The organism is Streptomyces sp. KM273126, from assembly GCF_004337435.2.
Classification (GTDB): Bacteria; Actinomycetota; Actinomycetes; order Streptomycetales; family Streptomycetaceae; genus Streptomyces; species Streptomyces acidicola.
Genome location: NZ_SJXB02000001.1, coordinates 604450 through 626239 on the forward strand (window position 1 = coordinate 604450; position 21790 = coordinate 626239).

Consider the following 21790-nt stretch of genomic DNA (forward strand, 5'->3'; position numbering starts at 1 on the left):
CCGGTCACAGGAGCAGCTCAGCCCACACCGCCTTACCGATCCCATGCCGTCGCGGACAACACCCCCACTTCTCCGCCAAGGCACCGACGAGGGCAAGACCACGCCCGCATTCCTCATCGGCCTGCGCTTCCCGGGGCGCAGGCCGATCGCTGTTCGCGTCAGCGACCTCCACCCGCAACCGTCCGTCATAGCGCGCAATCCGCACGCCGATCTCACGACCGACCGGCACGAAGGCGTGCTGAACGGAGTTGGCGACGAGCTCCGAGAGCAGCAGTTCAGCCGTGTCGGCCACGTCGCCAGCCACCTTCCAGTCGGTGAGCTGCTCACGCAGCAGAGCTCGCGCGCGCGGGGCGCTGCGCGCCGTACGTGGCAACTGCCACGTGATCTCGGTGTTTTCACATCCGGGCATGACTGTCCCTCGACTCTCATTGCGGTGCGTGTCACGTAAGTCGCCCTGCGTAGCCTGCACGCATCGTCATCAACTTGCAATCAGAACAACTAGATGGGGTTGCAGATCGTTCGCCCTGAGTACCCTGGTGGATCCATAGAGCCGTCGCGACGAGGGGGAGCTGGTGGCAGCAGGAGAACTCAGGCCTACAGTGCGCAAGCGGGTACTGGGCACCAACCTGCGTCGCCTGCGCGAGGAGAAGGGACTGGCTCTGGAGGATGCGGCCACGCAACTCAGTTGTCATGCCGCAAAGGTGAGTCGCATCGAGGCCGGGAAGAGCGGCATCCGCCAACTCGACCTGAAGGCCCTGCTCGACCTGTACGAGGTGAAGGACGCCGAAGAGCGGGAGAGTTGGCTGGCGCTGGCTCGCGAGAGCCGCCGCCAGCGTTGGTGGAGAGTCCTGGAGGACCAGCTACCGCAGGACTTCCTGGACCTTGTCGGTCTTGAAGACGAGGTGTCGGAGTGTCGCGGCTTTCAACCCAGCATTGTTCCGGGCTTGCTGCAGACGGAGGCCTACGCGACAGCCGTTATCCAGAGCGGGATCGCCGGTCCTCTCAACACCGACCAACAGACCAAGGTCCGCGTACGCATGGAACGGCAAAAGGCCCTCACCCGCAATGATCCACCGCCGCTCAAGGTATGGATGATCCTTGGCGAAGCGGCCCTACGACAGCAGGTCGGCGGGGCGGCGGTACTGCACGAACAGCTGCTCCATCTAGTGCGGGTAGCCCAGCTTCCGAACGTGACATTGCAGGTACTACCCTTCACGGCAGGGGCCTGCCCGAGCGGACCGTACCCCTTCCTGATCTACAGCTTCCCTCCACCGGCCGAGCTCGAAGTGACCCTGCTGGAAAACGTCGCGAGCCACGCCTACCTGGAGTCCAGGGAAGACACGGTTCGACTGAGCAGCGCCTTCGACCACCTCAGAGCCTCAGCTCTCAGCGCACTGGACTCGGAGGCACGGATCGTCCAGATCGCTGAGCAACTGACCGATCCCTAAGGACCAAACAGCGCATGCCGTCGCACTCATCCGAATGGTTCAAGAGCAGCTACAGCGGCCCGAACGGTGAGTGCCTGGAAGCCAGGCTGACAGCACCCGGCGTCAACGTCCGGGATTCGAAAGCCATACCTGGCCCCTTGCTTGCCTTCGCTCCCAACTCCTGGAACGCATTCCTCCGGACTCTCAGCGCGAATGCCCTGCTTCATACAGCCTCCCGAGGTCATGGGTCACGTCCACGGACGTGGTGTAGGGCTGAGGATGTGAGGGCCACCGGAGGCGGTCCCTCACATGGCTCAGTGACCGAGGGCGGGCGGTTGACCCCCGGGCTCGGGCGCTCCGGGCTCGGCTAACCTGCCGTTGATGCACTCGGCGAGGATGCCCGGGCCGATGCAGCGGCGCTGTTCGGTCCATTCGTCGGTCTGCTCGGCCAGGACGGCGGTGACCAGGCAGGCGATGTTGACCACCCAGCCTCCTCGCGGACCTTCATGGTCAGCGCGTCCGCCCACACGAACACATACGGGCCCGCGTCCAGCGGCCGGTTGCGCCAGGCATCCAGCTGCATCGAGGCCATCAGCCGTGGTTCACCCTCGCGGACACCGCCTCAGCCAGAGGGGCTGCAGCCCTCCCTCGCCCGAGGATCCCTACCGGCGGCGTGCCGCCCCCGCTCTCCCGTGCTCCGGCGGGCCCGGCGTGCCGCCACCACTCCGAGTTCGGATCTCATGTGTGGCGGGACCACGAACCTCGGGCGGTTAAACAGAATCACGCAGACCTCTGTGACGAGACACGCCATCACCACCAGGGAGGCAACCAGGACGGTGACTGCCAGACCGTCATTGAACTCACCGTTCCGCAAGCCCACGACAATCAGGGCGCTAACGGCCCAGAGTCCAGTCACCATGACGGCGAGTGACCGGATCTCACCACGGCGCACATCAGGACCAAACGGGAGAAAGGAGAATGAAGACGTAAAGAAGTCCACCATCGCTGGATTGCGCCATAGTTGGACAACCTTCCAGGTCATGAACGCCAGGCCAAGGATGAAGAAGCCCGCTACGAAGTAGATCACGTGCCCACCATCTTTTTGCCGCTGCGCGGACATGGTCAAGCGTGCCACGAGTGAGTCCGCACCTTAACGGGTGGGTTGACCGGTCCAGTGAGAAGGATTCCGGTCACCGCTCCAGCAGCTCCTCCGATGGCACCACCTGACGCCGGTCCCGCGGGGGTGCCGCTTCCTGCGGATCGGGGACGCCGTCGGCCGGGCCTCCGCGCACGATTCCCGCCGCCCGGCGCGGTGCCTGCCCGAGATGTCCGACGAGGACCCGAAGCCGCCACTCGGGGCACGTCGGTACGAAGGCGTCCCAGTCCGTGCCGTCCACGGCGTCCGCGAACGCCTCGGTCTGTGTCAGCAGGCCGAGGCCAGACGGTCGATATGAGGCTGTGTCATGCGGCCCAGGGTAGGAACTCCACCCGGGTGGAAAGTCAAGTGCGCGCCGGAGCGCCTTCCTGGACGCGGGAACAGGGCCCTGGTGCGGTGAGCTTCACTCCGTACCCGGGCACGTTCCCGACGCTGCGCGACCAGCACATCCCAATGCCGGTTGTTCGCGTTGGGCCACCACAGATACGCGTGCGACTCTCGCCGTCGCCCTCCCCGCCGGCCGAACTATGATTCGGCCTCGGGCCTCCAAAATCCTTGGAGAAGACGCATGAGTGATGTGAGCATCGACACCGGCAAAGTGGTCGTGAACAGGGCGATGTCGCTGGACGGGTTCATCGCCGGTCCTGGCCACGCGATGGACTGGATCTTCGAGTACCTGACTGCGGATACGTTCCCGGAGGTCATGGCGGCCACGGGCGCCATGCTCGTCGGTCGAGGCACGTACGAGGTCGCCAAGCGTATGGCCGACCAGGACACCACCTACGACGGGGGAGCACAGTTCGTCCTCACCCACGAGCCTCCCGACGAGCCGGACCCTACCGTCACGTTCCTCACCTGTGACATCGAGGAAGCCGTTGCCACGGCACGCAGCGCCGCGGGCGGCAAGAACCTGGAGATCCTCGGTGCTGACGTGGCCGCCCAGTGCCTGCAGCGCGGGCTCGTCGACGAGATCCTGGTGTATGTCCTACCGGTGCTACTCGGCGACGGTGTCCGCTTCTCGCCCCCAAGCCTCGACAGGATCGACCTGGAACCTTTCAGCAGCACCCAGTCGGGCGCCGTCACGATGCTCCGCTTCCGCGTGCGAAAGTAGGCGCAGTCCTTCAGGAGTTGACACCAGCACGCGCGGACACCCTGATGTGCAGCTCGGGCCGGACATCGGCGACGTGCCTCGTGCGTTGACCGCGGTCGTTCGGCGAGTGGGTTGATCGTGCTGCCGTGCGGCGGGGACGGCCCCAGCGGTGCTGGCGTTCGGATCGGACGCGGGAGCGTTCGCGGCGCTGGGCTTCCAGCACGCTGGGGTGGCGACGACGGCGGTTGCGCCAGCCTAAGTAGGCGTGCAGGTCACGGGCGAGGACGGGGTGGTTGGGCGGGTCGCTGTTGCCCAGGACAAAGCCGCGCAGCGGCCCGAAGTGCGGTTCGATGGGGTTGGCCCAGGACACGTGGGTCGGGGTAAAGCACAGCTCGGTCTTGTGCCGGGCGGCCCAGGTGCGGATCGTCGCGGTTTTGTTGCCGGACCAGTTGTGGTGGCCGGCAGCCGGTCGGGGTGCTTGCGACCTGCGCATCGCCGGAAACCGAGATCACTTCACCTCCACCCGGCCGACGTTCGCGGTCAACGCACTAGCCGTATGGCCCTGAGGCCTCGTAGCGGCTCGCGAGGGCGTGGAACGCCTCCTTCGGTTCCCAGGGCATCTCGGGGTAGGTGCGCGTGCCCGCTGGGTAGCCGCTGTGCTCGTCGAGGATCTTGACGATGCCGTAGGAGGCGAGGTCGGGGTCGGGTCCGTTCAGGCGGTGGGGGGTGCCGTAGCCGGCGAAGCTGAACCAGAAGACGGAGTCGACGCCCTCGTCCTCGAAGACGGGCATGAGGTCGTCGAGGTAGCGGACCTGTTCGCCCTCGTCGCGCACCAGGTCGGGCTTTGGGGTGACGCCGTCCGGCTCCATGGCCACGTACCAGCCCGAGCCGCCGTAGTCGCCCGCCCCATGGAAGGTGCAGCAGCCGACCTCCATGATGGCGACCGGCTTGCCGTGGGTGAACTCCTTGCGCAGGTCCTCGCGGTAGGTGGCGGCGTTGCGCAGGCCACGGAAGGCGTCCAGGCCGACGATGTCGAACGGCGCCCAGTCCACCCCGTCCAAGGGGCAGGAGGCGTAGCTGACGGGGCCGGCGAAGAGGGGCCGGACGGTGCGGACGACGTCGCCGAGGAAGGCATTGACCTTGTCGGGGAGGGGCTTGAGCGCGGCTTCGCGGTCGGGGCCGGCCAGGACCGGGATGCGCTCGCTGAAGGTGTCGCCGGGCAGGTACCCACGGGCGAACAGGCTCAGTTCACAGCCGGTGACGAGGACGACATCCGCGCCGTCGCGGCGCAGACGCTCGGCCCGCTCGGCGAAGTACGGCAGCATCTCCTCGTTCGTCATCTCGCAGGGGAACGGCGAGAACCACACCTCCAGCCCGGCGGCCGCCGCGTGCCGGGCCGTGGTCTCGATCCGGTCGGGGTCGCCGCCCGTGATGCGGATCGCGGTGCAGTGCAGGTCCTCGGCGATGACCCGCATATCCCGCTCGACCACATCGGCGTCGAAGACGGGGCGAGAGGTATCGCCGTTGGGAAACGTGCCGGTGTCGTAGTGGATGCCCTTGCCGCGCATGACTGACCCCTCCGATAAGAATCGTGTCTCGCTTACGGGGCGATCGTCGAGTCTCCAGCGACGTGAGAGTCAAGCGGCGTCAACATGCGGACCGGGGCGCTCGCGTCGGCGCCGGAACGCCCATCTGATGGCGACGAACACCCCGCACAGGACGACGAGGAGAAGAAGGAGGAGCGTCCAGGGGACGGTCCAGGCGTGGGTCGTGGTCTCGGTGGTGGTGAGCGGGGCGATCGAGCCCGATGTGTCGGTGAGCAGCGGGGTGAGGGTGACCGTCCCTGTCGTTCTCAGTGCGGGAGCGACGTCCCGTACCGGAACGGAGACCTTCCAGGTGTCGCCCGGGAGCACCTGGGGCGAGTCGTCGATCTTCCCCGCGTCGGCGCGCGGGCGGCCGAAGGGGCCGGACAGGGAGACCGCTTGGCGGGCGGTGAGGATGGCGTTGCCGGTGTTGCGGATCGTGTAGGTGACGGTGGCCTCGCCCTTCCCGAACGGGTCGGCCGTGCCCGCGTAGCCCACGCGCAGGTCCTCCACCGACAGGTTCGGCCTGAGTTCTCCGCCCACGCGCAGCCGGATGCGGATGCCGAGCCGTTGCTCCGCCTGGCCGGGCCGGGTCAGCGAGGTGACGATGCCGCCCATGTAGTCGCCGGGCTCGGCGTCGTCGGGAACAGCGAGCGTGAACGGCACCTCGGCCGACCGGCCGGGGCGTACCGTCACGTCGGACCGGTCCGCCTGTGCCCACGCCCCCACCCGCGTCGACTTGGCGTCCTTGCGGACGAGGTCGAGCTTGCCCGCGTCGGTGGTGAACCCGTCGGCGGTGTACACGGCCAGGTGGAGCGGTGTGGTGCCACGGTTGGCGACCACGAGGCCGTCCGTGAGGCGTGCGCCCGGATCGAGGGTGTAGCTGTAGTTCTGCCGGCCGGACCCGAGGTCGTTGGAGGCCGTGGCGACCGTCCAGGAGGCATCGGGGTCCGCCGCCGCGGCGGGTCCGGCCGCCGCTCCGAGAACGCCGAGAACCCCGAGCGCGGCGAGCGCACCGAGCAGCACCACGCATGCGGCTCGGGCGGCTCGGGCGAGGGCTCCAACCCCGGTGACTGCTGCGGTCGTACGCGGTCTGGGTGGGTGGTGCATCTGATGATCCTCGGGCGTCGGGCGGTTCGGGGGCGGTGCGAGGGAAACGTGCGGTGGGGTTGCGGTGGGGGCGCGGTGGGGTGGGCACCCGGAGGTGCCCACCCCGTCAGGTGGAGCGGACCGCACCACCCTCAGTTGACTACTGGAGCCAGTCGGACCCGGCCGGGGCAGCCGTGGCATCGGCCGACTCGGTGGCCGCCTCGGTGTCCGGCCTGCCGTGGTAGGGCTGGACCACGACCTTGTCGACGACGGAGCCGACCGGCGGAGCGGCGTCGGCGCCGTCGTTCGGGCCGCACCACGACACCTTGCCGAGCTCCACGGCGGCGTTGGGGGCGGCGCAGGTGCCGCTGCGGAGGTTCTCGACGACGAGCTTGTTGCCGCGCACCTGGACCTTCACGTAGGTGCGGACGTGCTCCTGGTTCTCGACCGAGTTGGCCCAGTGGTTCTTGGGGTTGAGCGGGTCGGGGCCGTAGTCCGGGTCCTGGGTCGTGTCAGGAGCGGTGAGGTCGTAGTACTTCGAACCCGAGGCGGAGTTCGCCGTCACGTAGATGACGCCGCCCGGCCCCTGCACGACCTCGTCGGCACCCGGCTGCTCGGCCGCGTTCGCCTTCTTGCCGTTCTTGATCACATAGCTGCGGGAGTAGCTGTGGTCGTGGCCCTGGAGAACCAGGTCGACGCCGAGCTTCGAGAACGCGGTCGGGAAGTCCTGACGGCGCTGCTTGTTGTCGGAGTCGTTCGCGTGGTCGGCCGGCGAGTAGATCGAGTGGTGGTAGACGAGCGCCGTGTACTTGGCGTCGCGACCGTGCTTCTTGATGACGTCGCTGATGTAGTTGAGGTGGGCCTCGTCGGCACCGTTGGCGTAGGCGTTGCTGTTGATGTCGATGAACAGCACGCCCTTGTACGTGTACCAGTAGTCACCGCCCGACTGGGTCGCCGGGTCGCCCTTGTAGTACGCGGCGGAGCGGTCGGTGTTCGGCGTCCAGAAGTGCTGGTCGTACGCCTTGCCGCCGACGTCGTGGTTGCCGATGGTGGCGGCCCACGGGTACTGGCGCAGCTTGTCCGGGCCGAGGAAGGCGTTCCACTGCGACTCGGTGTTGGCGGTCTGGACCTGGTCGCCGCCCGAGACCAGCAGCTCGGCGTTCGGGTTGGCGGCGAGGGACACGTCCAGGGTGTCCTTCCAGCCGGCCGCGTCCTTCGCCTCGTCGCCGGACGAGCCGATCTGCGGGTCGCCGTAGAACAGGAAGTCGAAGTCGCCCTTGAATTCCTGGGTCTTGAAGGAGTACGTCGAGGACCAGTTGCCCTGGGAGCCGACGCGGTACGAGTACTGGGTGTTCTTGCGCAGGCTGTCGATCGTGGCGTGCGCGTTGTAGCCGCCGCTGACGCTGTTCGCGGCGACGGTGGCGTGGAAGGTGACGGTGTTCTGGGGGAACTGGCCGCCCCGGACCTGGGCGGTCGGCGCGACCTGGACCACCTGCGGGGTGCCGGTCGAGGTGTACCAGGACACCACGCGCTGCGATTCACTCGCGCCCACGCCGAGGACGATGCCGGTGGCCGTCGCGGAATCGTCGGCGTGCGCGGCGGTCGTCAGGCCGCTGCCGAACATCATCGCGGCGCCCATGGCCACCGCGGTGGCGCCCGTGGCAACCCGGCGTCGCACGAGCCCGCTTCTCTGTGTCCCCTTGGGGAGCTTCATCGGCTTCCGTTCTTTCGAGTGCGGCGGGGGGTGGGAACCAGGTAAAAGTCGCGTAAGTCCCTGTCGCCGAGGTGAACGGGGAACGAGCGAATACTTGCGCCTTCAGGAAAGTGTCCTGGGGGCAGGCTGTCCGAGGGCGGCGAGAGTTCTGTCGGCTCTGTGAGCTATGCGGGCTCTATCGGTTCTGTCGGCTCTGCGAGCCATGTCGGCTCAGAGCTCAGAGGACGCGCTGTACGAACCACACCAACCCCATCGCGGACACACCCGCCGCGATCACCCCGGTCACCCAGAGCCCCGCGACCGGTTGACGGTGGCGCAGCAGGGCGAGCACCGGGAAGACGACGGCGATGATGGCCAGCTGGACCGCTTCGATGCCCACGTTGAAGACGAGGAGTGACCACAGGAGCGTCCACGACCATGCCTGGTCGATCCCCAGCGCCGAGGCGAAACCGAGCCCGTGCACCAGCCCGAAGCAGAAGACCACCGCGAGCCGCGTCCAGCCCGCGCGGTCCAGACCGAGGTGACCGGGACCATGACCGTGACCGTCCGCCTCAAGATCTGAGGCGTGCGACCGACGCTGCCCGATCCGCAGCAGATGCCAGCCCGCGACGACCGCGATCGAGAGCGCGATGACCGGCTCGACGAGCGAGGCGGGCACCCGCACGAGGCCGAGCGCGGCGAGGAGGAAGGTCACCGAGTGGGCGAGCGTGAAGGTCGTCGCCGCCAGCACGATCTCACGCGGTCGGCGTGATCCCACGATGAGCGCCAGCAGGAACAGGATGTGGTCGAGCCCGGTGAGCAGGTGCTCGGCGCCGAGCCGGAAGAAGTCCCAGAACCGCTCGGCCCAGGACTGCTGTGTGGAGAACGACGCGTGCTCGGCGTCGAGGGCGGTGCTTCCGGCGGTCAGGTCGAGGTCATAGGTGACGATCGTCTTGGTGTCGCGCACATAGCCCTCGGAGTCCGGGAACAGACCGCTGCGCACCTCGTGCGCGTCAGCGGCCCCTGGGCACCGGTAGTCGAGGTCCAGCACCGCGTACGGGACGCCCTCACGCCGCTCGATCGTGAGGTCGCCGTCCTGTACCGGAGCGCACGTTTCGCCCTCCGCCGTGACGCCGAAGCGATCGGTGACGTAGGCGACGACCGAGTCGGCGTGGGCGTCGAGCGCCGCGGCCTGCCGGGACGTGTCACCGTCCTCGAAGGCCGAGTTGCCCGACTGGAAGAGCGCGTCGTTCTTCTCGTAGTCGGCGGCGGAGACGACGAGCAGGTCGTACTCCAGCCTGAGTTCGGTGCGGACGTGTCCGGCCTCGGGTGAGGTGAGGTCGGCGTACACGGTCGAGGTGAACCCGTGGGCGGGGGCGGGCGCGGCACTGAGCAGGACGGCCACCACTGCGGCGGCGAGGGCGGTCCAGACGCGACGTCGGGTGGCGGAAAACATGCGACTCCTCTTCGTTGCCGCACGGAATCTGCTGGGTTCAGGTGAACGAACGGCGGCCCATGTGCGAATCGGCGACGAACCCGACCCGACCACCACGGCATCCCGCCCGAAAGCCGCGAATCATGAGGTAGGAAGTAGGCACATTCCCCGCCACTGCCCGGCGCTTTCCGGCCGCCCCCGCCGCTTCCGCCACTCCTCCCTGCCACTCCTCCCTGCCACTTCCGCCGCTCCTTCCCGCCGCTCCTTCCCGCCACTTCCACCAGCCCCGACCACTCCCCACCACTTCCTGAAGGACGAACCCCATGTCCCCTCGGCTCCTGCCCGTCGGGCTGCCGGTCGCGGCAGTCGCGACCGCCATCCTGGTCAGCGGATGCAGCTCCGGCGACGACTGGTCCCAGCCGCACCCGAAGCCCACCGCCGTCGGCTCCGTCGGCCCGGGGTTCTCCGACCCGACCGCACCGCCGGCCCCGGAGGGGACGATCACACCGCGCCCCGGCTCCTGGGACGGGCTCCACCCGTCGAAGGGCTACCGCGTGGTGCTGCTCACCGCGGGAAAGGACGCCCAGACCAGAACGCTGGCGAACGCCGTCACGAAGTGGGCCGACGAAGAAGAGGTCAGCCTCAAGACCATCACGGCCACGAAGCCGACCGACTACGTACCGAGCATCAGCGAGGCCATCGACCTGTCGCCCGACCTCGTCATCAGCGCCGGCAACGATCTCGTCGACCCCCTGGCCCTGGTCACGGCCAGTCACCTCGACCAGCAGTTCCTCGTGGTCGGGGCCGAGTTGGCGGAGCCGACGGAGAACGTCACCGCCGCCGACTGGACCGGCGCGTCGTTCCGGGGCGAAGGCCTCGGCATGTCCTCGTCGTACGACCCGGAGACCTTTACGCCCGAACGCGCTTCCCGAGCCGTGCGCGCCGGCGTGGCGGCGGTACTCAACGGTCTGACCGGCATTGTCGTATGGCTCGAATAGTGCCGGATCAGGTGGCCTACCGCTCCTCGCGACGGGCAGCCTCAGAGGCCGCTTGCTCTCGCAAAAGGTGGTAGCGGAATTCGTAACTGTGGGTATGGCCGGATCGCACTTGGCGCTCGTAGTAGGACTCGAAGTCGCCTTCGGCGGAGAACAGGTTGGCGCTCGACCTCGACAGGCCGGCGGCAATCATGATCTCCCGATGCCTTATGCCGTTCCGCCACTCAATGCGTTCCATCTCCCTCGCGTAGAACTGATCAGGTGGCCACCCCGCCCGTTCGGCCTCGCTGTCGAGCCTGCCGTTGAGCACGTCTGCGTCCAGGGCCGCCCGGCTACCTTCTGCCGCGGCGTTGAGGATTTCGAAAACGGCGGTCCCGCCGAGGTGGCTGGGGGTCGCCCGCCTCGGATCCAGCACGACCGTACGGCTGTCCGGCCGCCATTCGCCGGGGGTTCCTCCCTGCGTGCGGCCGAGCTGCACAGTGATGGCGCCGGCGGCCGAGAGTTCCTGGGAGAAATGGGAGGACGCGCTCTCGACGACATTGAAGATCTGACGCATCATACGGCCGTTGTTGCTCTGGCTTACGAAACGCACTCCGCCCACCGAGCCGCTGAACGAGTTGTCAGCGCGACGCGACGGAGATCCGCTGTCCGAGCCGTAAGCCAAGTCCGAGTCGGAACCATCGTCCTCATGCCGCCGCGGGCCACTACTGGAAGAGCCCGCCGAAGACCCGTAGGCAAGATCAGAGTCGGAGCTGTCCCGCCGTCGGGACATGCGCTGCACCGTGAGGGTCTCAGTCGTCGCGGCGTTGCCGGCCAGTCCCTGCATCTCCAGGACGCGCGCAAGGTGCGGCGGCAACACGGACCCTTGCGTGCGTGAGCGCACAGCACGGGACAGATGGGCCGGTGCCCGTTTCGTGTCGCCCGACTGTTCACGCGCGGTCATCGAGTACATATGAGAGTACATATGACGCTCCCTGGCCTCGGCCCTGACTCGTGGCGGCCGGCCGATGCCGATCGAGTACCGGAGGGACGCTTCTGGGCGGGTCAACACGCCCTGCCCAAGCCCCTGTTCGCCTCGTCGCCAGAAAGAGAGCAGACCCTGACGAAGCGTAACACTGCGCTTCCCTCGTACCGTGAGGACGGCGGCAGCGGGCGAAGCGGGGAGTCATCCGGCCCTGTATGCATGATCCGCCGCCACATCGTCCGGCGGAACAAGCACGCCGCCGACGAACGCCTCAGCGAGGTCGTGAACAGGCGAACACCACCTGATGCGGCACTGGCCGACCTGCGCGGCCGGATTCGCCGAGGTCACCGGGAAGCGCGAGGGAACCACCCCCTGGACAATTAATGAGGTTAGGCTAACCTACCTTCGAACCTGTTCCCGGGCGATCCAGCCCTGTTCGAAAGCAGCCACCCATGTTCAACGCCCGTGCCACCCACCCGACCCGCCGCGGCATCCTGGCCGCCGGCGGTGCCCTTGGTCTCGGCGCCGTGCTCGCCGCCTGCGGGGACGAAGACGCCGGCAGCGGTGGTTCGAGCGGGACGACGGCCGCGGCCAAGTCCGGTCCCTGGTCCTTCAAGGACGACCGCGGCGAGACCGCGAAGGGGGACCGGATCCCGGCGAACATCGTCGCGTTCATCGGCGTCGCCGCCGCGCTGCACGACTACGGGATCGACGTCAAGGGCGTCTTCGGACCGACGAGAACGAAGGACGGCAAGGCCGACGTCCAGGCCGGCGACCTCGACATCAGCAAGGTGACCGTCCTCGGCAACGAGTGGGGCCAGTTCAACATCGAGAAGTACGCGGCCCTCTCCCCCGACGCGCTCCTCACCACGCTGTTCGACGACGCGGGCACCCTCTGGTACGTGCCCGAGGAGTCCAGCAAGAAGATCCTCGCCCTCGGCGCCCCGAGCGTCGGCATCTCCGTGTACGACCGCCAGTTGACCGAGCCGCTGCAGCGCATGCTGGAACTCGCCGAGTCCCTCGGCGCCGACGTGAAGGCCGAGAAGGTCACCACGGCCAAGAAGCGCTTCGAGGACGCCGCCGCCCGGCTGCGCGCCGCCGCCAAGGCCAACCCCGACATCAAGGTGCTAGCGGGTTCGGCGGCCCAGGACATCTTCTACGTCTCCGGCTCGAACCTCTCCATCGACCTGGAGTACTACAAGGCCCTCGGCGTGAACCTCGTCGAGCCCCCCGCCTCGACCCTCAAGGCGAGCGGCGGCTGGTTCGAGAACCTGAGCTGGGAGAACGTCGACAAGTACGACGCGGACATCATCATGATGGACAACCGCTCCTCGGCGATCCAGCCGGACGACATCACCGAGGCCACGTGGAAGAAGCTGCCCGCGGTCAAGGCCGGGCAGGTCATCGCGCGTGACCCGGAGCCGATTCTCTCCTACGACAAGTGCGCGCCACTGCTCGAAAACCTTGCCGAGGCCATCGAGAACGCCAAGAAGGTCAGCTGAGCGCCGCAGCCGAACTGCGGGTCGCCTGCGGTTGGTCGCGCCTCCACCGCGGCGAAGCCGCATATCGATACAGCCCCGCGCCCCTGAAGGGGCGTGGCATGGCCCCCGCCGCCCGAACAGGCGCCCTGACAACACCTCAGGAGTCCCCATGACGACGGCCATAGCCGCCCCGTTCCGTTTCTTCTCCCTTCAGGTCGTACGGACGAGGCGGCTCGGCCCGTCTCTCGTGCGCGTCACCTTCGACGGTGACGACCTGCGGGAGTTCCGCTCCGACGGCGGGGACCAGTCCCTGTCGCTGTTCCTGCCGCACCCCGGCCAGTCCGCGCCCGCCGTACCCATCGAGCTGGGTGACGCATGGTGGCAGGGCTGGCGTGAACTGCCGGACGACGTACGCGCGGTGATGCGCTCGTACACGCTCCGCGCGCTGCGCCGTGACGCACGCGGAGACACCGCCGAGATCGACATCGACTTCGTGCTGCACGGCATGGAGCCGGGGGCCACCGCGCCCGCGGGCCCCGCCTCCCGGTGGGCGTCCCTCGCCCAGGCCGGCGACCGCGTCCTGGTACTCGGCCCGGCCGTCGCCGACAACCGGGCGATCCGTTTCCGTCCGCCCGAGGACACCGATCTGGTGCTGATGTGGGGCGACGAGACGGCCCTGCCCGCCGCCTCCGCGATCCTGGAGTCACTGCCGGCGGGCACCCGCGCCCGGGTCTGGCTGGAGGTCCACCACGCCAGGGACATCCAGGACCTGGCGACCGAGGCCGACGCCGAGATCACCTGGCTCGTACGCGCCGAGGGGTCCCCCATGGCCCTCGACGCGATCCGCGAGGCCCAACTCCCGCCCGCCGAGCAGCCGTACGCCTGGATCGCGGGCGAGTCCGGCCGGGTGAAGGAGCTGCGCCGCCATCTCGTGCGCGAGCGCGGGATCGACAAGAGGCGGGTGACCTTTGTCGGTTACTGGCGCGAGGGGCTGACGGAGGAGCAGATGCGCGAGCGAGGAGAGTGACGGCAGTCACGGATGGGGCAGGATTGCGACCCGGTTAATTAGGTTAGGCTTACCTAAGTACGCCGCAAGTCGGTAAGCCAGTAAGCCCCTTTCGGTTCCCCCCTCTCCCGTCCGCACGGACCGTCCCCGCTCGGAGGAACGCTCACCATGCGCTCGCACCTGCTCAATGACACGACCGCGGAGCGGTACCGCAGCTCCGTGACCGAAGGAATCGAGCGGGTGGCGGCCAAACTCGCCACCACCGACCGTCCGTTCACGGGCGTCACCGTCGACGCCCTCGCCCCCCGCATCGAGCAGATCGACCTCGACCGGCCACTGCACAACACCACAGCCGTGCTGGACGAGCTGGAGGACGTCTACCTCCGGGACGCGATCTACTTCCACCACCCGCGCTACCTCGCCCACCTCAACTGCCCGGTCGTCATCCCGGCCGTGCTCGGCGAAGCCGTCCTCTCCGCCGTCAACTCCTCCCTCGACACCTGGGACCAGTCGGCCGGCGGCACCCTCATCGAACGCAAGCTCATCGACTGGACCGCCGAACGCATCGGCCTCGGCCCGGCCGCCGACGGCGTGTTCACCTCCGGCGGCACCCAGTCCAACCTCCAGGCGCTGCTGCTGGCCCGTGAGGAGTCCAAGACGGACTCCCTCGCCAAAATGCGCATCTTCGCCTCCGAGGTCAGCCACTTCAGCGTCAAGAAGTCCGCGAAGCTGCTGGGCCTCAGCGCCGACTCCGTCGTCTCCGTCCCCGTCGACCACGACAAGCGGATGCAGACCCTCGCCCTCGCCCACGAGCTGGAGCGCTGCGAGCGGGACGGCCTGATCCCCATGGCCGTCGTCGCCACCGCCGGCACCACCGACTTCGGCTCCATCGACCCGCTGCCCGAGATCGCCGAGCTGTGCGACCGGTTCGGGGTGTGGATGCACGTCGACGCGGCCTACGGCTGCGGTCTGCTCGCCTCACTCAGGCGCCGTGCGCTGCTCGACGGCATCGAGCGCGCCGACTCCGTCACCGTCGACTACCACAAGTCCTTCTTCCAGCCGGTGAGTTCGTCCGCCGTGCTGGTCCGGGACGCGACGACGCTGCGCCACGCCACGTACCACGCGGAGTACCTCAACCCGCGCCGCATGGTGCAGGAGCGCATCCCCAACCAGGTCGACAAGTCCCTCCAGACCACCCGCCGCTTCGACGCGCTCAAGCTGTGGATGACGCTGCGGACGATGGGCGCCGACGGCATAGGCCGACTCTTCGACGAGGTCTGCGACCTGGCGGAGGAGGGCTGGCGGCTGCTCGCCGCCGACCCGCGCTACGACGTCGTGGTCGAGCCGCGGCTGTCCACGCTGGTCTTCCGCTACATCCCCGAGGCCGTCACCGACCCGGCCGAGATCGACCGGGCCAACCTGTACGCCCGCAAGGCCCTGTTCGCCTCCGGTGACGCGGTGGTCGCGGGTACCAAGGTCGGCGGGCGCCACTACCTGAAGTTCACCCTGCTCAACCCCGAGACCACGGCCGCCGACATCACGGCCGTCCTCGATCTGATCGCCGGCCACGCCGAGCAGTACCTGGGAGAGTCCCTTGACCGCGCTTCCTGAATCCACGAACGCCACGAACGGCACGTACGACTTCGTGGGCATCGGGCTCGGCCCCTTCAACCTCGGCCTGGCCTGCCTCACCGAGCCGATCGCCGAACTCGACGGCGTCTTCCTGGAGTCGAAGCCGGACTTCGAGTGGCACTCGGGCATGTTCCTCGACGGCGCCCACCTCCAGACCCCGTTCATGTCGGACCTGGTGACACTGGCCGACCCGACCTCCCCGTACTCCTTCCTCAACTACCTCAAGGAGTCCGGCCGTCTGTACTCGTTCTACATCCGCGAGAACTTCTACCCCTTGCGGGTCGAGTACGACGACTACTGCCGCTGGGCCGCCGGGAAACTGAGCAGCGTCCGCTTCGGCACGACCGTCGACGAGGTGAGGTACGACGAAGGGGCCGGGCTGTACGTCGTACGGACCGGGAGCGGCGAGACGTACCGCGCCCGCCACCTCGTCCTCGGCACCGGCACCGTCCCCTTCGTCCCCGAGGCCTGCCAGGGCCTGGACGGCGACTTCTTCCACAACGCGCACTACACGCACCGCAAGGCCGAGCTTCAGGCGAAGAAGTCCATCACGATCGTGGGCAGCGGCCAGAGCGCCGCGGAGATCTACCACGAGCTCCTCACCGAGATCGACGTCCACGGCTACCAGCTCAACTGGGTCACGCGCTCCCCGCGCTTCTTCCCCCTCGAATACACCAAGCTGACGCTGGAGATGACGTCCCCGGACTACATCGACTACTTCCGCGCGCTGCCCGAGGAGACCCGCTACCGGCTGGAGAAGCAGCAGAAGGGCCTGTTCAAGGGCATCAACTCGGACCTGATCGACTCGATCTTCGACCTGCTGTACCAGAAGAACGTCACGGCCGGAGGCCGGCCGGTCCCCACCCGGCTCATCACCAACTCCAGTCTGAATACGACGAGTCATGAGGGCGGGCTGTACACCCTCGGCTTCCACCAGGACGAGCAGGGCAAGGACTTCGAGATCCGGACCGAGGGCCTGGTCCTCGCCACCGGCTACCACTACCGGCCTCCGGCCTTCCTCGATCCCATCCGCCACCGCCTCCGCTTCGACGGCCACGGCCGCTTCGACGTGGGCCGCAACTACGCCATCGACACCACGGGACGCGGGATCTTCCTGCAGAACGCGGGCGTGCACACGCACAGCGTCACGTCCCCGGACCTGGGCATGGGCGCGTACCGGAACTCGTCCATCATCCGCGAGCTGCTCGGCACCGAGTACTACCCCGTCGAGAAGACCATCGCGTTCCAGGAGTTCGCAGTATGAGCTTCCCCCTCACCTTCACCTTCCGGCCCCTCGATCCGCTGAGGGACGCCGAGCTCCTGCACACCTGGGTCACCCACCCCAAGGCCGCCTACTGGATGATGCAGGGCGCCAGGCTGGAGGACGTCGAACGCGCCTACATGGAGATCGCGGCCGACGAACACCACCACGCCCTGCTCGGGCTGCTCGACGGCGAACCCGCCTTCCTCATGGAGACGTACGACCCGGCCCACCGTGAACTGGTCGGCCTGTACGAGCCCGAGCCCGGAGACATCGGCATGCACTTCCTGGTGCCGCCGACGGACACACCCGTCCACGGGTTCACCCGGGCCGTCATCACCGCCGTGATGACACACCTCTTCGAAGACCCGGCCACGGCCCGTGTGGTCGTCGAACCGGACGTGTCCAACAAAGCAGTCCACGCCCTGAACGAGGCCGTCGGCTTCGTGCCCGAACGACAGATCCAGACGCCGGAGAAGAAAGCCTTGCTGAGCTTCTGTACCCGTGAGCAGTACCTGGCGGCACGAGGAGTGGCGGTATGACCCTGTCCGACGCCGTGGCCCACCTGTCCCCCGAGCGCTGGGAGCGGGCCAACCGCCTGCTGGTCCGCAAGGCACTCGCCGAGTTCGCCCACGAGCGGCTGATCACACCGGAGAAGGACGGCGACCAGTACGTCGTCCGCAGCGACGACGGCCGCACCCGGTACACCTTCACGGCTGTGGTCCGCGCCCTCGACCACTGGCAGGTCGACGCCGGCTCCGTCACCCGCCACCGCGACGGCCGCGAACTCCCGCTCGCCGCCCTGGACTTCTTCATCGAGCTGCAGGAGACGCTCGGCCTGAGCGACGAGGTCCTGCCCGTCTACCTGGAGGAGATCTCCTCCACCCTCTCCGGGACCTGCTACAAGCTCACCAAGCCGCAGATCCCCGTCGCCGAGCTGGCCGGCTCCGGCTTCCAGGCCATCGAGGCCGGTATGACCGAGGGCCACCCCTGTTTCGTCGCCAACAACGGGCGGCTCGGCTTCGGCGTCCACGAGTACCTCTCGTACGCCCCCGAGACCGCGAGCCCCCTCCGCCTGGTGTGGCTGGCCGCGCACCGTTCGCGGGCGGCCTTCACGGCGGGTGTGGGCATCGAGTACGAGGCGTTCCTGCGGGACGAGCTGGGCGAGGCGACGGTCGAGCGCTTCAACGGCGTCCTGCGCGAGGCCGGCCTCGACCCGGCCGACTACCTCTTCATCCCGGTCCACCCCTGGCAGTGGTGGAACAAGCTCACGGTCACCTTCGCCGCGGAGGTCGCCCAGCGGCACCTGGTCTGCCTCGGCGAGGGCGACGACGAGTACCTCGCCCAGCAGTCGATCCGGACGTTCTTCAACAAGTCCCGGCCCGAGAAGCACTACGTCAAGACGGCCCTGTCCGTCCTCAACATGGGCTTCATGCGCGGGCTCTCGGCCGCGTACATGGAGGCGACCCCGGCGATCAACGACTGGCTGGCCCAGCTCATCGAGGGCGACCCGGTGCTGAAGGCCACGGGCCTGTCGATCATCCGCGAGCGCGCCGCGGTCGGTTACCGGCATCTGGAGTACGAGTCCGCCACGGACCGCTACTCCCCGTACCGCAAGATGCTGGCCGCGCTGTGGCGCGAGAGCCCGGTGTCCTCACTCCAGGAGAGCGAGTCACTGGCCACCATGGCCTCGCTCGTCCACGTCGACCACGAGGGCAGGGGCTTCGCGGCGGCGCTGATCGAGCGCTCGGGCCTCACCCCGGTGGAGTGGCTGCGCCACTACCTGCGGGCGTACTTCACTCCGCTGCTGCACAGCTTCTACGCGTACGACCTCGTCTTCATGCCGCACGGCGAGAACGTCATCCTCGTCCTGAAGGACGGTGTCGTGCAGCGCGCGATCTACAAGGACATCGCCGAGGAGATCGCGGTGATGGACCCCGACGCGGTGCTGCCGCCGACGGTGGAGCGGCTGCGTGTGGAGGTCCCGGAGGAGAAGAAGCTCCTGTCGATCTTCACGGACGTCTTCGACTGCTTCTTCCGTTTCCTCGCCGCGAACCTCGCGGACGAGGGCGTCCTGGCGGAGGACGACTTCTGGCGGACGGTCGCCGAGACCGTCCGCGAGTACCAGGCACAGGTCCCCGAACTCTCCGGCAGGTTCGAGCAGTACGACATGTTCGCCCCGGAGTTCGCGCTGTCCTGCCTCAACCGGCTCCAGCTGCGCAACAACCAGCAGATGGTCGACCTGGCCGACCCGGCGGGCGCACTCCAGCTCGTCGGCCATCTGAAGAATCCCATCGCGGGGCTGTAGTACGCGGGCGGCCCCTCCCCGAGCAGACGGGCACCTCGGAGTACGGTCCTCCGAGGTGCCCGTCGTCCTGCGGAAGCTACCCGGCTGCGGTCCAGGGCACCTGCGGCGACCGGTAGTAGCCGATGCCCAGCGCGTCCCACCGCGGCCCCTGCGCCGCGAGCCGCACCTTGTACGCGTCCCAGTCGTGGGTCGCCGCGGGCGACCAGCCGAGTTCGGCGACGCCCGGCAGGCGCGGGAAGGCCATGTAGTCGATGTTCGCCGGGGTCACGATCGTCTCGGTCCACAGGGGCGCCTCGACGCCCTTGACAGCCGAGCCCGGCGCTCCCGGGAGGTAGGTGCCCGGGTCCCAGTCGTACGACCGCTTCACCTCCACCAGGCCCGCCCAGGACAGGCCCAGGGGGGTGTCCTCGGTGTACTTCATGTCGAGGTAGACCCGGTCGGCGGGCGACAGGATCAGTCCGGTGCCGGCCCGCGCCGCCGCCGCGACCTGTTCCTTCTCCACCGCGCTCGTACGGTCCAGACCCCAGTACTGGGCGAGGGCGCCCTTCGCCGGGGTCGCCCCGGTCAGCTGGTGCCAGCCGATCACCGTCTTGCCGTACTTCGCCACGACGGGCTGCACCCGGTCCATGAACTTGACGTAGTCGTCGTGACTGGTGGAGTGCGCCTCGTCGCCGCCGATGTGGAGGTAGCGGCCGGGAGTGAGGGCGGCCAGCTCACGGATCACGTCGTCGACGAAGTCGTACGTGACGTCCTTGTTCACGCACAGCGAGCTGAAGCCGACCTCGGTGCCGGTGTAGAGCGGGGGTGCGACGCCGTCGCAGTTCAAGTCGGCGTAGGAGGCGAGCGCCGCGTTGGTGTGGCCGGGCATGTCGATCTCGGGGACGACCTCCAGGAAGCGGGAGGAGGCGTACCGGACGATCTCCTTGTAGTCGGCCTTCGTGTAGTAGCCACCGGGGCCGCCGCCGACCTGCGTGGAGCCGCCGTACGTGGCGAGCCGGGGCCAGGAGTCGATCGCGATGCGCCAGCCCTGGTCGTCGCTGAGGTGCAGATGCAGCTTGTTGACCTTGTAGAGCGCCAACTGGTCGATGTAGCGCTTGACCTGGTCCACGGTGAAGAAGTGCCGGGAGACGTCCAGCATGGCGCCGCGCCAGCCGTAGCGCGGGATGTCCTTGATGGTGCCGCCCGCGACCAGCCAGGGGCCGGGCTGCACGGAGTCCTTCTCGACGGCCGCCGGCAGGAGCTGGCGCAGGGTCTGCACGCCGTGGAAGAGGCCGGCGGGCTTGCGGGCGGTGATCGTGACCCCGTGCCGGCCGCTGTCGAGGCGGTAGCCCTCGTCACCGAGGGAGGCGTCCTTGGAGCCCAGCTTCAGTCGTATACCGGGCCCTTGACGGTCCGTCACCGGGATGCGGTAGCCGGTCGAGGGCCGCAGGACGTCCGCGAGGTAGGTGCCGATCCGGCGGGCCTCGCGTGAGTCGTCCACGTGGATGCGGGTGCTGTCCGTGATGCGGTACGGGGCTCCGCCCGTCTTCACGGACGCCGGGACCGGGATCACGCGACCGAGCGGTGTGGGCGTGTCCCCTGCGGGCGTCCCCCCGGCGGGTGCCGCCCCGACGGCAAAGGCTCCGGCCGCCGTCACGAGCAGCAGTGATCCGAGAATGCGAGTGGTTCTGCGGTGCCGTCTCACCTGAGCGTCCCTCCATCGACCCACGTGCCAGCGAAAAGGTACAGACCAACCTCCCCGTTCAGGCGGTGGAACAATCCCCTCATGGCGGAAATCATCCAGCGCGACGGCACGTGGGCCTTCTACGGCGACACACTGAGGCTGACACCGGGACGCGACAAGAACGTGAGCCTGTTGCGCAAGACCCTGGGTGAACTCGCCGTCCCGCTGGCCGCGTTGGCGGGCGTCTCGCTGGAGCAGGGCAAGAGGTCCGGGCGGCTGCGGCTGAGGCTGCGCGACGGCGCGGACCCGCTCCTCCACGCGACCGGAGGCCGGCTCACCGACTCCCACGACCCGTACCAGCTCGTCGTCGAGTCGGACCGCTACGGCGTCGCGGAGTACTTCGTGGACGAGATCCGCAACGCCCTGCTTCTCGACCAGGTCCCGGCCGACGCCGTCGAGGACTATCTGCTCCCCGGCCCGGCGGTCCCGCTCTCCGTCTCGGCCGGGGACGGCACCGCGAACTTCGACGGCGAGCACGTGCGCCTGGAGTGGAACTGGAAGACGGAGGACGCGAAGGCCGCGGCCGGCTCACGCACGCTCGCGCTGGCCGACATCCGGTCCGTGGAGTGGCATCCGGCGGTGGGCCTGGAGAACGGCTACCTCCGCTTCACCGTGAAGAACGCGCCCACGAAAGCCCCGCCGAAGTACGACCCCAACTCCGTGGAGCTGTGGGGCTTCAAGAAGGACCCGCTGATGGCTCTGGTCGCGGCGGCCGTGCAGGCACGGCTCCCGCATCCGTCGGCGCCGCCCGCGGACGAGCCGCCGAAGCAGCTCGTTCAGGCCGCGGCTGGTCCCGACGAGGACCCGGCCACCCGCGAGGACGAGCACGACGCCCTCCTGCGCCGACTGCGCGAACTCGGCGAGCTGCACAGGTCCGGCGTCCTCACGGACGAGGAGTTCACGATGGCCAAGCAGGCGGTCCTGAAACGGATGTGACACATCCCGGA

General features: G+C 68.3%; 21 protein-coding genes and 2 pseudogenes. 11 read left to right on the forward strand and 12 right to left on the reverse strand.

Annotation, left to right across the window (positions count from 1 at the left end):
- Positions 1-4: 4 nt before the first annotated feature.
- On the reverse strand, positions 5-409 hold the full coding sequence (locus tag E0500_RS02510; protein ID WP_131570085.1) for an ATP-binding protein: 405 nt from the start codon (positions 407-409) through the stop codon (positions 5-7).
- Between the two features lie 190 nt (positions 410-599).
- Here E0500_RS02510 and E0500_RS02515 point away from each other — a divergent pair, with 190 nt between their 5' ends.
- On the forward strand, positions 600-1448 hold the full coding sequence (locus tag E0500_RS02515; protein WP_309504836.1) for a helix-turn-helix transcriptional regulator: 849 nt from the start codon (positions 600-602) through the stop codon (positions 1446-1448).
- A gap of 14 nt (positions 1449-1462) precedes the next feature.
- A complete protein-coding gene (locus E0500_RS44855; protein ID WP_131570089.1) occupies positions 1463-1798 on the forward strand; it encodes a DUF397 domain-containing protein in 336 nt (111 codons plus the stop codon).
- Here the strand turns inward: E0500_RS44855 and E0500_RS02525 are convergent.
- The 4 genes and pseudogenes from E0500_RS02525 to E0500_RS02540 form a co-directional block, all read right to left on the reverse strand.
- Positions 1742-1912: a hypothetical protein gene (locus E0500_RS02525; protein ID WP_165935192.1), complete on the reverse strand. Its 171-nt coding sequence runs from the start codon at positions 1910-1912 to the stop codon at positions 1742-1744. The two genes, E0500_RS44855 and E0500_RS02525, sit on opposite strands and share 57 nt — an antisense overlap.
- Before the next feature lie 8 nt (positions 1913-1920).
- A pseudogene (locus E0500_RS02530) lies at positions 1921-2004 on the reverse strand (transposase); the annotation flags it as partial.
- A 45-nt stretch (positions 2005-2049) separates the two neighbouring features.
- On the reverse strand, positions 2050-2514 hold the full coding sequence (locus tag E0500_RS02535; RefSeq protein ID WP_131570091.1) for a hypothetical protein: 465 nt from the start codon (positions 2512-2514) through the stop codon (positions 2050-2052).
- A 103-nt stretch (positions 2515-2617) separates the two neighbouring features.
- Positions 2618-2824, reverse strand: coding sequence for a maleylpyruvate isomerase N-terminal domain-containing protein (locus tag E0500_RS02540; protein ID WP_399118448.1), 207 nt, complete (start codon positions 2822-2824; stop codon positions 2618-2620).
- 327 nt (positions 2825-3151) lie between these two features.
- Between E0500_RS02540 and E0500_RS02545 the strand changes: the two genes are divergently transcribed.
- Positions 3152-3694: a dihydrofolate reductase family protein gene (locus tag E0500_RS02545; protein ID WP_131570095.1), complete on the forward strand. Its 543-nt coding sequence runs from the start codon at positions 3152-3154 to the stop codon at positions 3692-3694.
- 139 nt (positions 3695-3833) lie between these two features.
- Here the strand turns inward: E0500_RS02545 and E0500_RS02550 are convergent.
- The 5 genes and pseudogenes from E0500_RS02550 to E0500_RS02570 form a co-directional block, all read right to left on the reverse strand.
- Positions 3834-4097 (reverse strand): annotated as a pseudogene (locus tag E0500_RS02550) (IS630 family transposase); the annotation flags it as partial.
- Positions 4098-4221: 124 nt separating this feature from the next.
- The gene (locus tag E0500_RS02555; protein WP_131570097.1) at positions 4222-5241 is read right to left on the reverse strand and encodes a hypothetical protein; all 1020 of its coding nucleotides are present in this window, start codon (positions 5239-5241) and stop codon (positions 4222-4224) included.
- Positions 5242-5310: 69 nt separating this feature from the next.
- Entirely contained in the window at positions 5311-6366 is a 1056-nt protein-coding gene (locus E0500_RS02560; protein ID WP_131570099.1) for a WxL protein peptidoglycan domain-containing protein, read from the reverse strand.
- 139 nt (positions 6367-6505) lie between these two features.
- Positions 6506-7984, reverse strand: coding sequence for a fibronectin type III domain-containing protein (locus tag E0500_RS02565; protein WP_399120137.1), 1479 nt, complete (start codon positions 7982-7984; stop codon positions 6506-6508).
- A gap of 292 nt (positions 7985-8276) precedes the next feature.
- The gene (locus tag E0500_RS02570) at positions 8277-9494 is read right to left on the reverse strand and encodes a HupE/UreJ family protein (protein WP_131567907.1); all 1218 of its coding nucleotides are present in this window, start codon (positions 9492-9494) and stop codon (positions 8277-8279) included.
- A gap of 302 nt (positions 9495-9796) precedes the next feature.
- Between E0500_RS02570 and E0500_RS02575 the strand changes: the two genes are divergently transcribed.
- Entirely contained in the window at positions 9797-10471 is a 675-nt protein-coding gene (locus tag E0500_RS02575) for a hypothetical protein (RefSeq protein ID WP_131567905.1), read from the forward strand.
- A gap of 16 nt (positions 10472-10487) precedes the next feature.
- Here E0500_RS02575 and E0500_RS02580 read toward each other — a convergent pair whose 3' ends face one another.
- A complete protein-coding gene (locus E0500_RS02580) occupies positions 10488-11420 on the reverse strand; it encodes a hypothetical protein (protein WP_131567903.1) in 933 nt (310 codons plus the stop codon).
- 464 nt (positions 11421-11884) lie between these two features.
- Here E0500_RS02580 and E0500_RS02585 point away from each other — a divergent pair, with 464 nt between their 5' ends.
- The 6 genes from E0500_RS02585 to E0500_RS02610 all read left to right on the forward strand — a co-directional run bounded on the left by E0500_RS02585 (position 11885) and on the right by E0500_RS02610 (position 19120).
- Positions 11885-12934: an ABC transporter substrate-binding protein gene (locus tag E0500_RS02585; protein ID WP_131567901.1), complete on the forward strand. Its 1050-nt coding sequence runs from the start codon at positions 11885-11887 to the stop codon at positions 12932-12934.
- A 148-nt stretch (positions 12935-13082) separates the two neighbouring features.
- Positions 13083-13940, forward strand: coding sequence for a siderophore-interacting protein (locus tag E0500_RS02590; RefSeq protein WP_131567899.1), 858 nt, complete (start codon positions 13083-13085; stop codon positions 13938-13940).
- A 147-nt stretch (positions 13941-14087) separates the two neighbouring features.
- Positions 14088-15530: a lysine decarboxylase DesA gene (gene desA, locus E0500_RS02595; protein WP_131567897.1), complete on the forward strand. Its 1443-nt coding sequence runs from the start codon at positions 14088-14090 to the stop codon at positions 15528-15530.
- Positions 15514-16815 carry a lysine N(6)-hydroxylase/L-ornithine N(5)-oxygenase family protein gene (locus tag E0500_RS02600; protein WP_131567894.1) on the forward strand — a complete coding sequence of 434 codons (1302 nt, stop codon included), beginning with the start codon at positions 15514-15516 and terminating at the stop codon, positions 16813-16815. Before desA ends, E0500_RS02600 begins: the two co-directional genes overlap by 17 nt.
- Positions 16812-17354 carry a GNAT family N-acetyltransferase gene (locus E0500_RS02605; protein ID WP_131567892.1) on the forward strand — a complete coding sequence of 181 codons (543 nt, stop codon included), beginning with the start codon at positions 16812-16814 and terminating at the stop codon, positions 17352-17354. The genes E0500_RS02600 and E0500_RS02605 overlap by 4 nt, the downstream gene beginning before the upstream one ends.
- Entirely contained in the window at positions 17351-19120 is a 1770-nt protein-coding gene (locus tag E0500_RS02610; RefSeq protein ID WP_131567890.1) for an IucA/IucC family siderophore biosynthesis protein, read from the forward strand. The genes E0500_RS02605 and E0500_RS02610 overlap by 4 nt, the downstream gene beginning before the upstream one ends.
- Positions 19121-19196: 76 nt before the next feature.
- Here E0500_RS02610 and E0500_RS02615 read toward each other — a convergent pair whose 3' ends face one another.
- Positions 19197-20804 carry a beta-N-acetylhexosaminidase gene (locus E0500_RS02615; protein WP_131567889.1) on the reverse strand — a complete coding sequence of 536 codons (1608 nt, stop codon included), beginning with the start codon at positions 20802-20804 and terminating at the stop codon, positions 19197-19199.
- Between the two features lie 81 nt (positions 20805-20885).
- Between E0500_RS02615 and E0500_RS02620 the strand changes: the two genes are divergently transcribed.
- Positions 20886-21779, forward strand: coding sequence for a DUF4429 domain-containing protein (locus E0500_RS02620; RefSeq protein ID WP_131567886.1), 894 nt, complete (start codon positions 20886-20888; stop codon positions 21777-21779).
- Positions 21780-21790 lie beyond the last annotated feature (11 nt).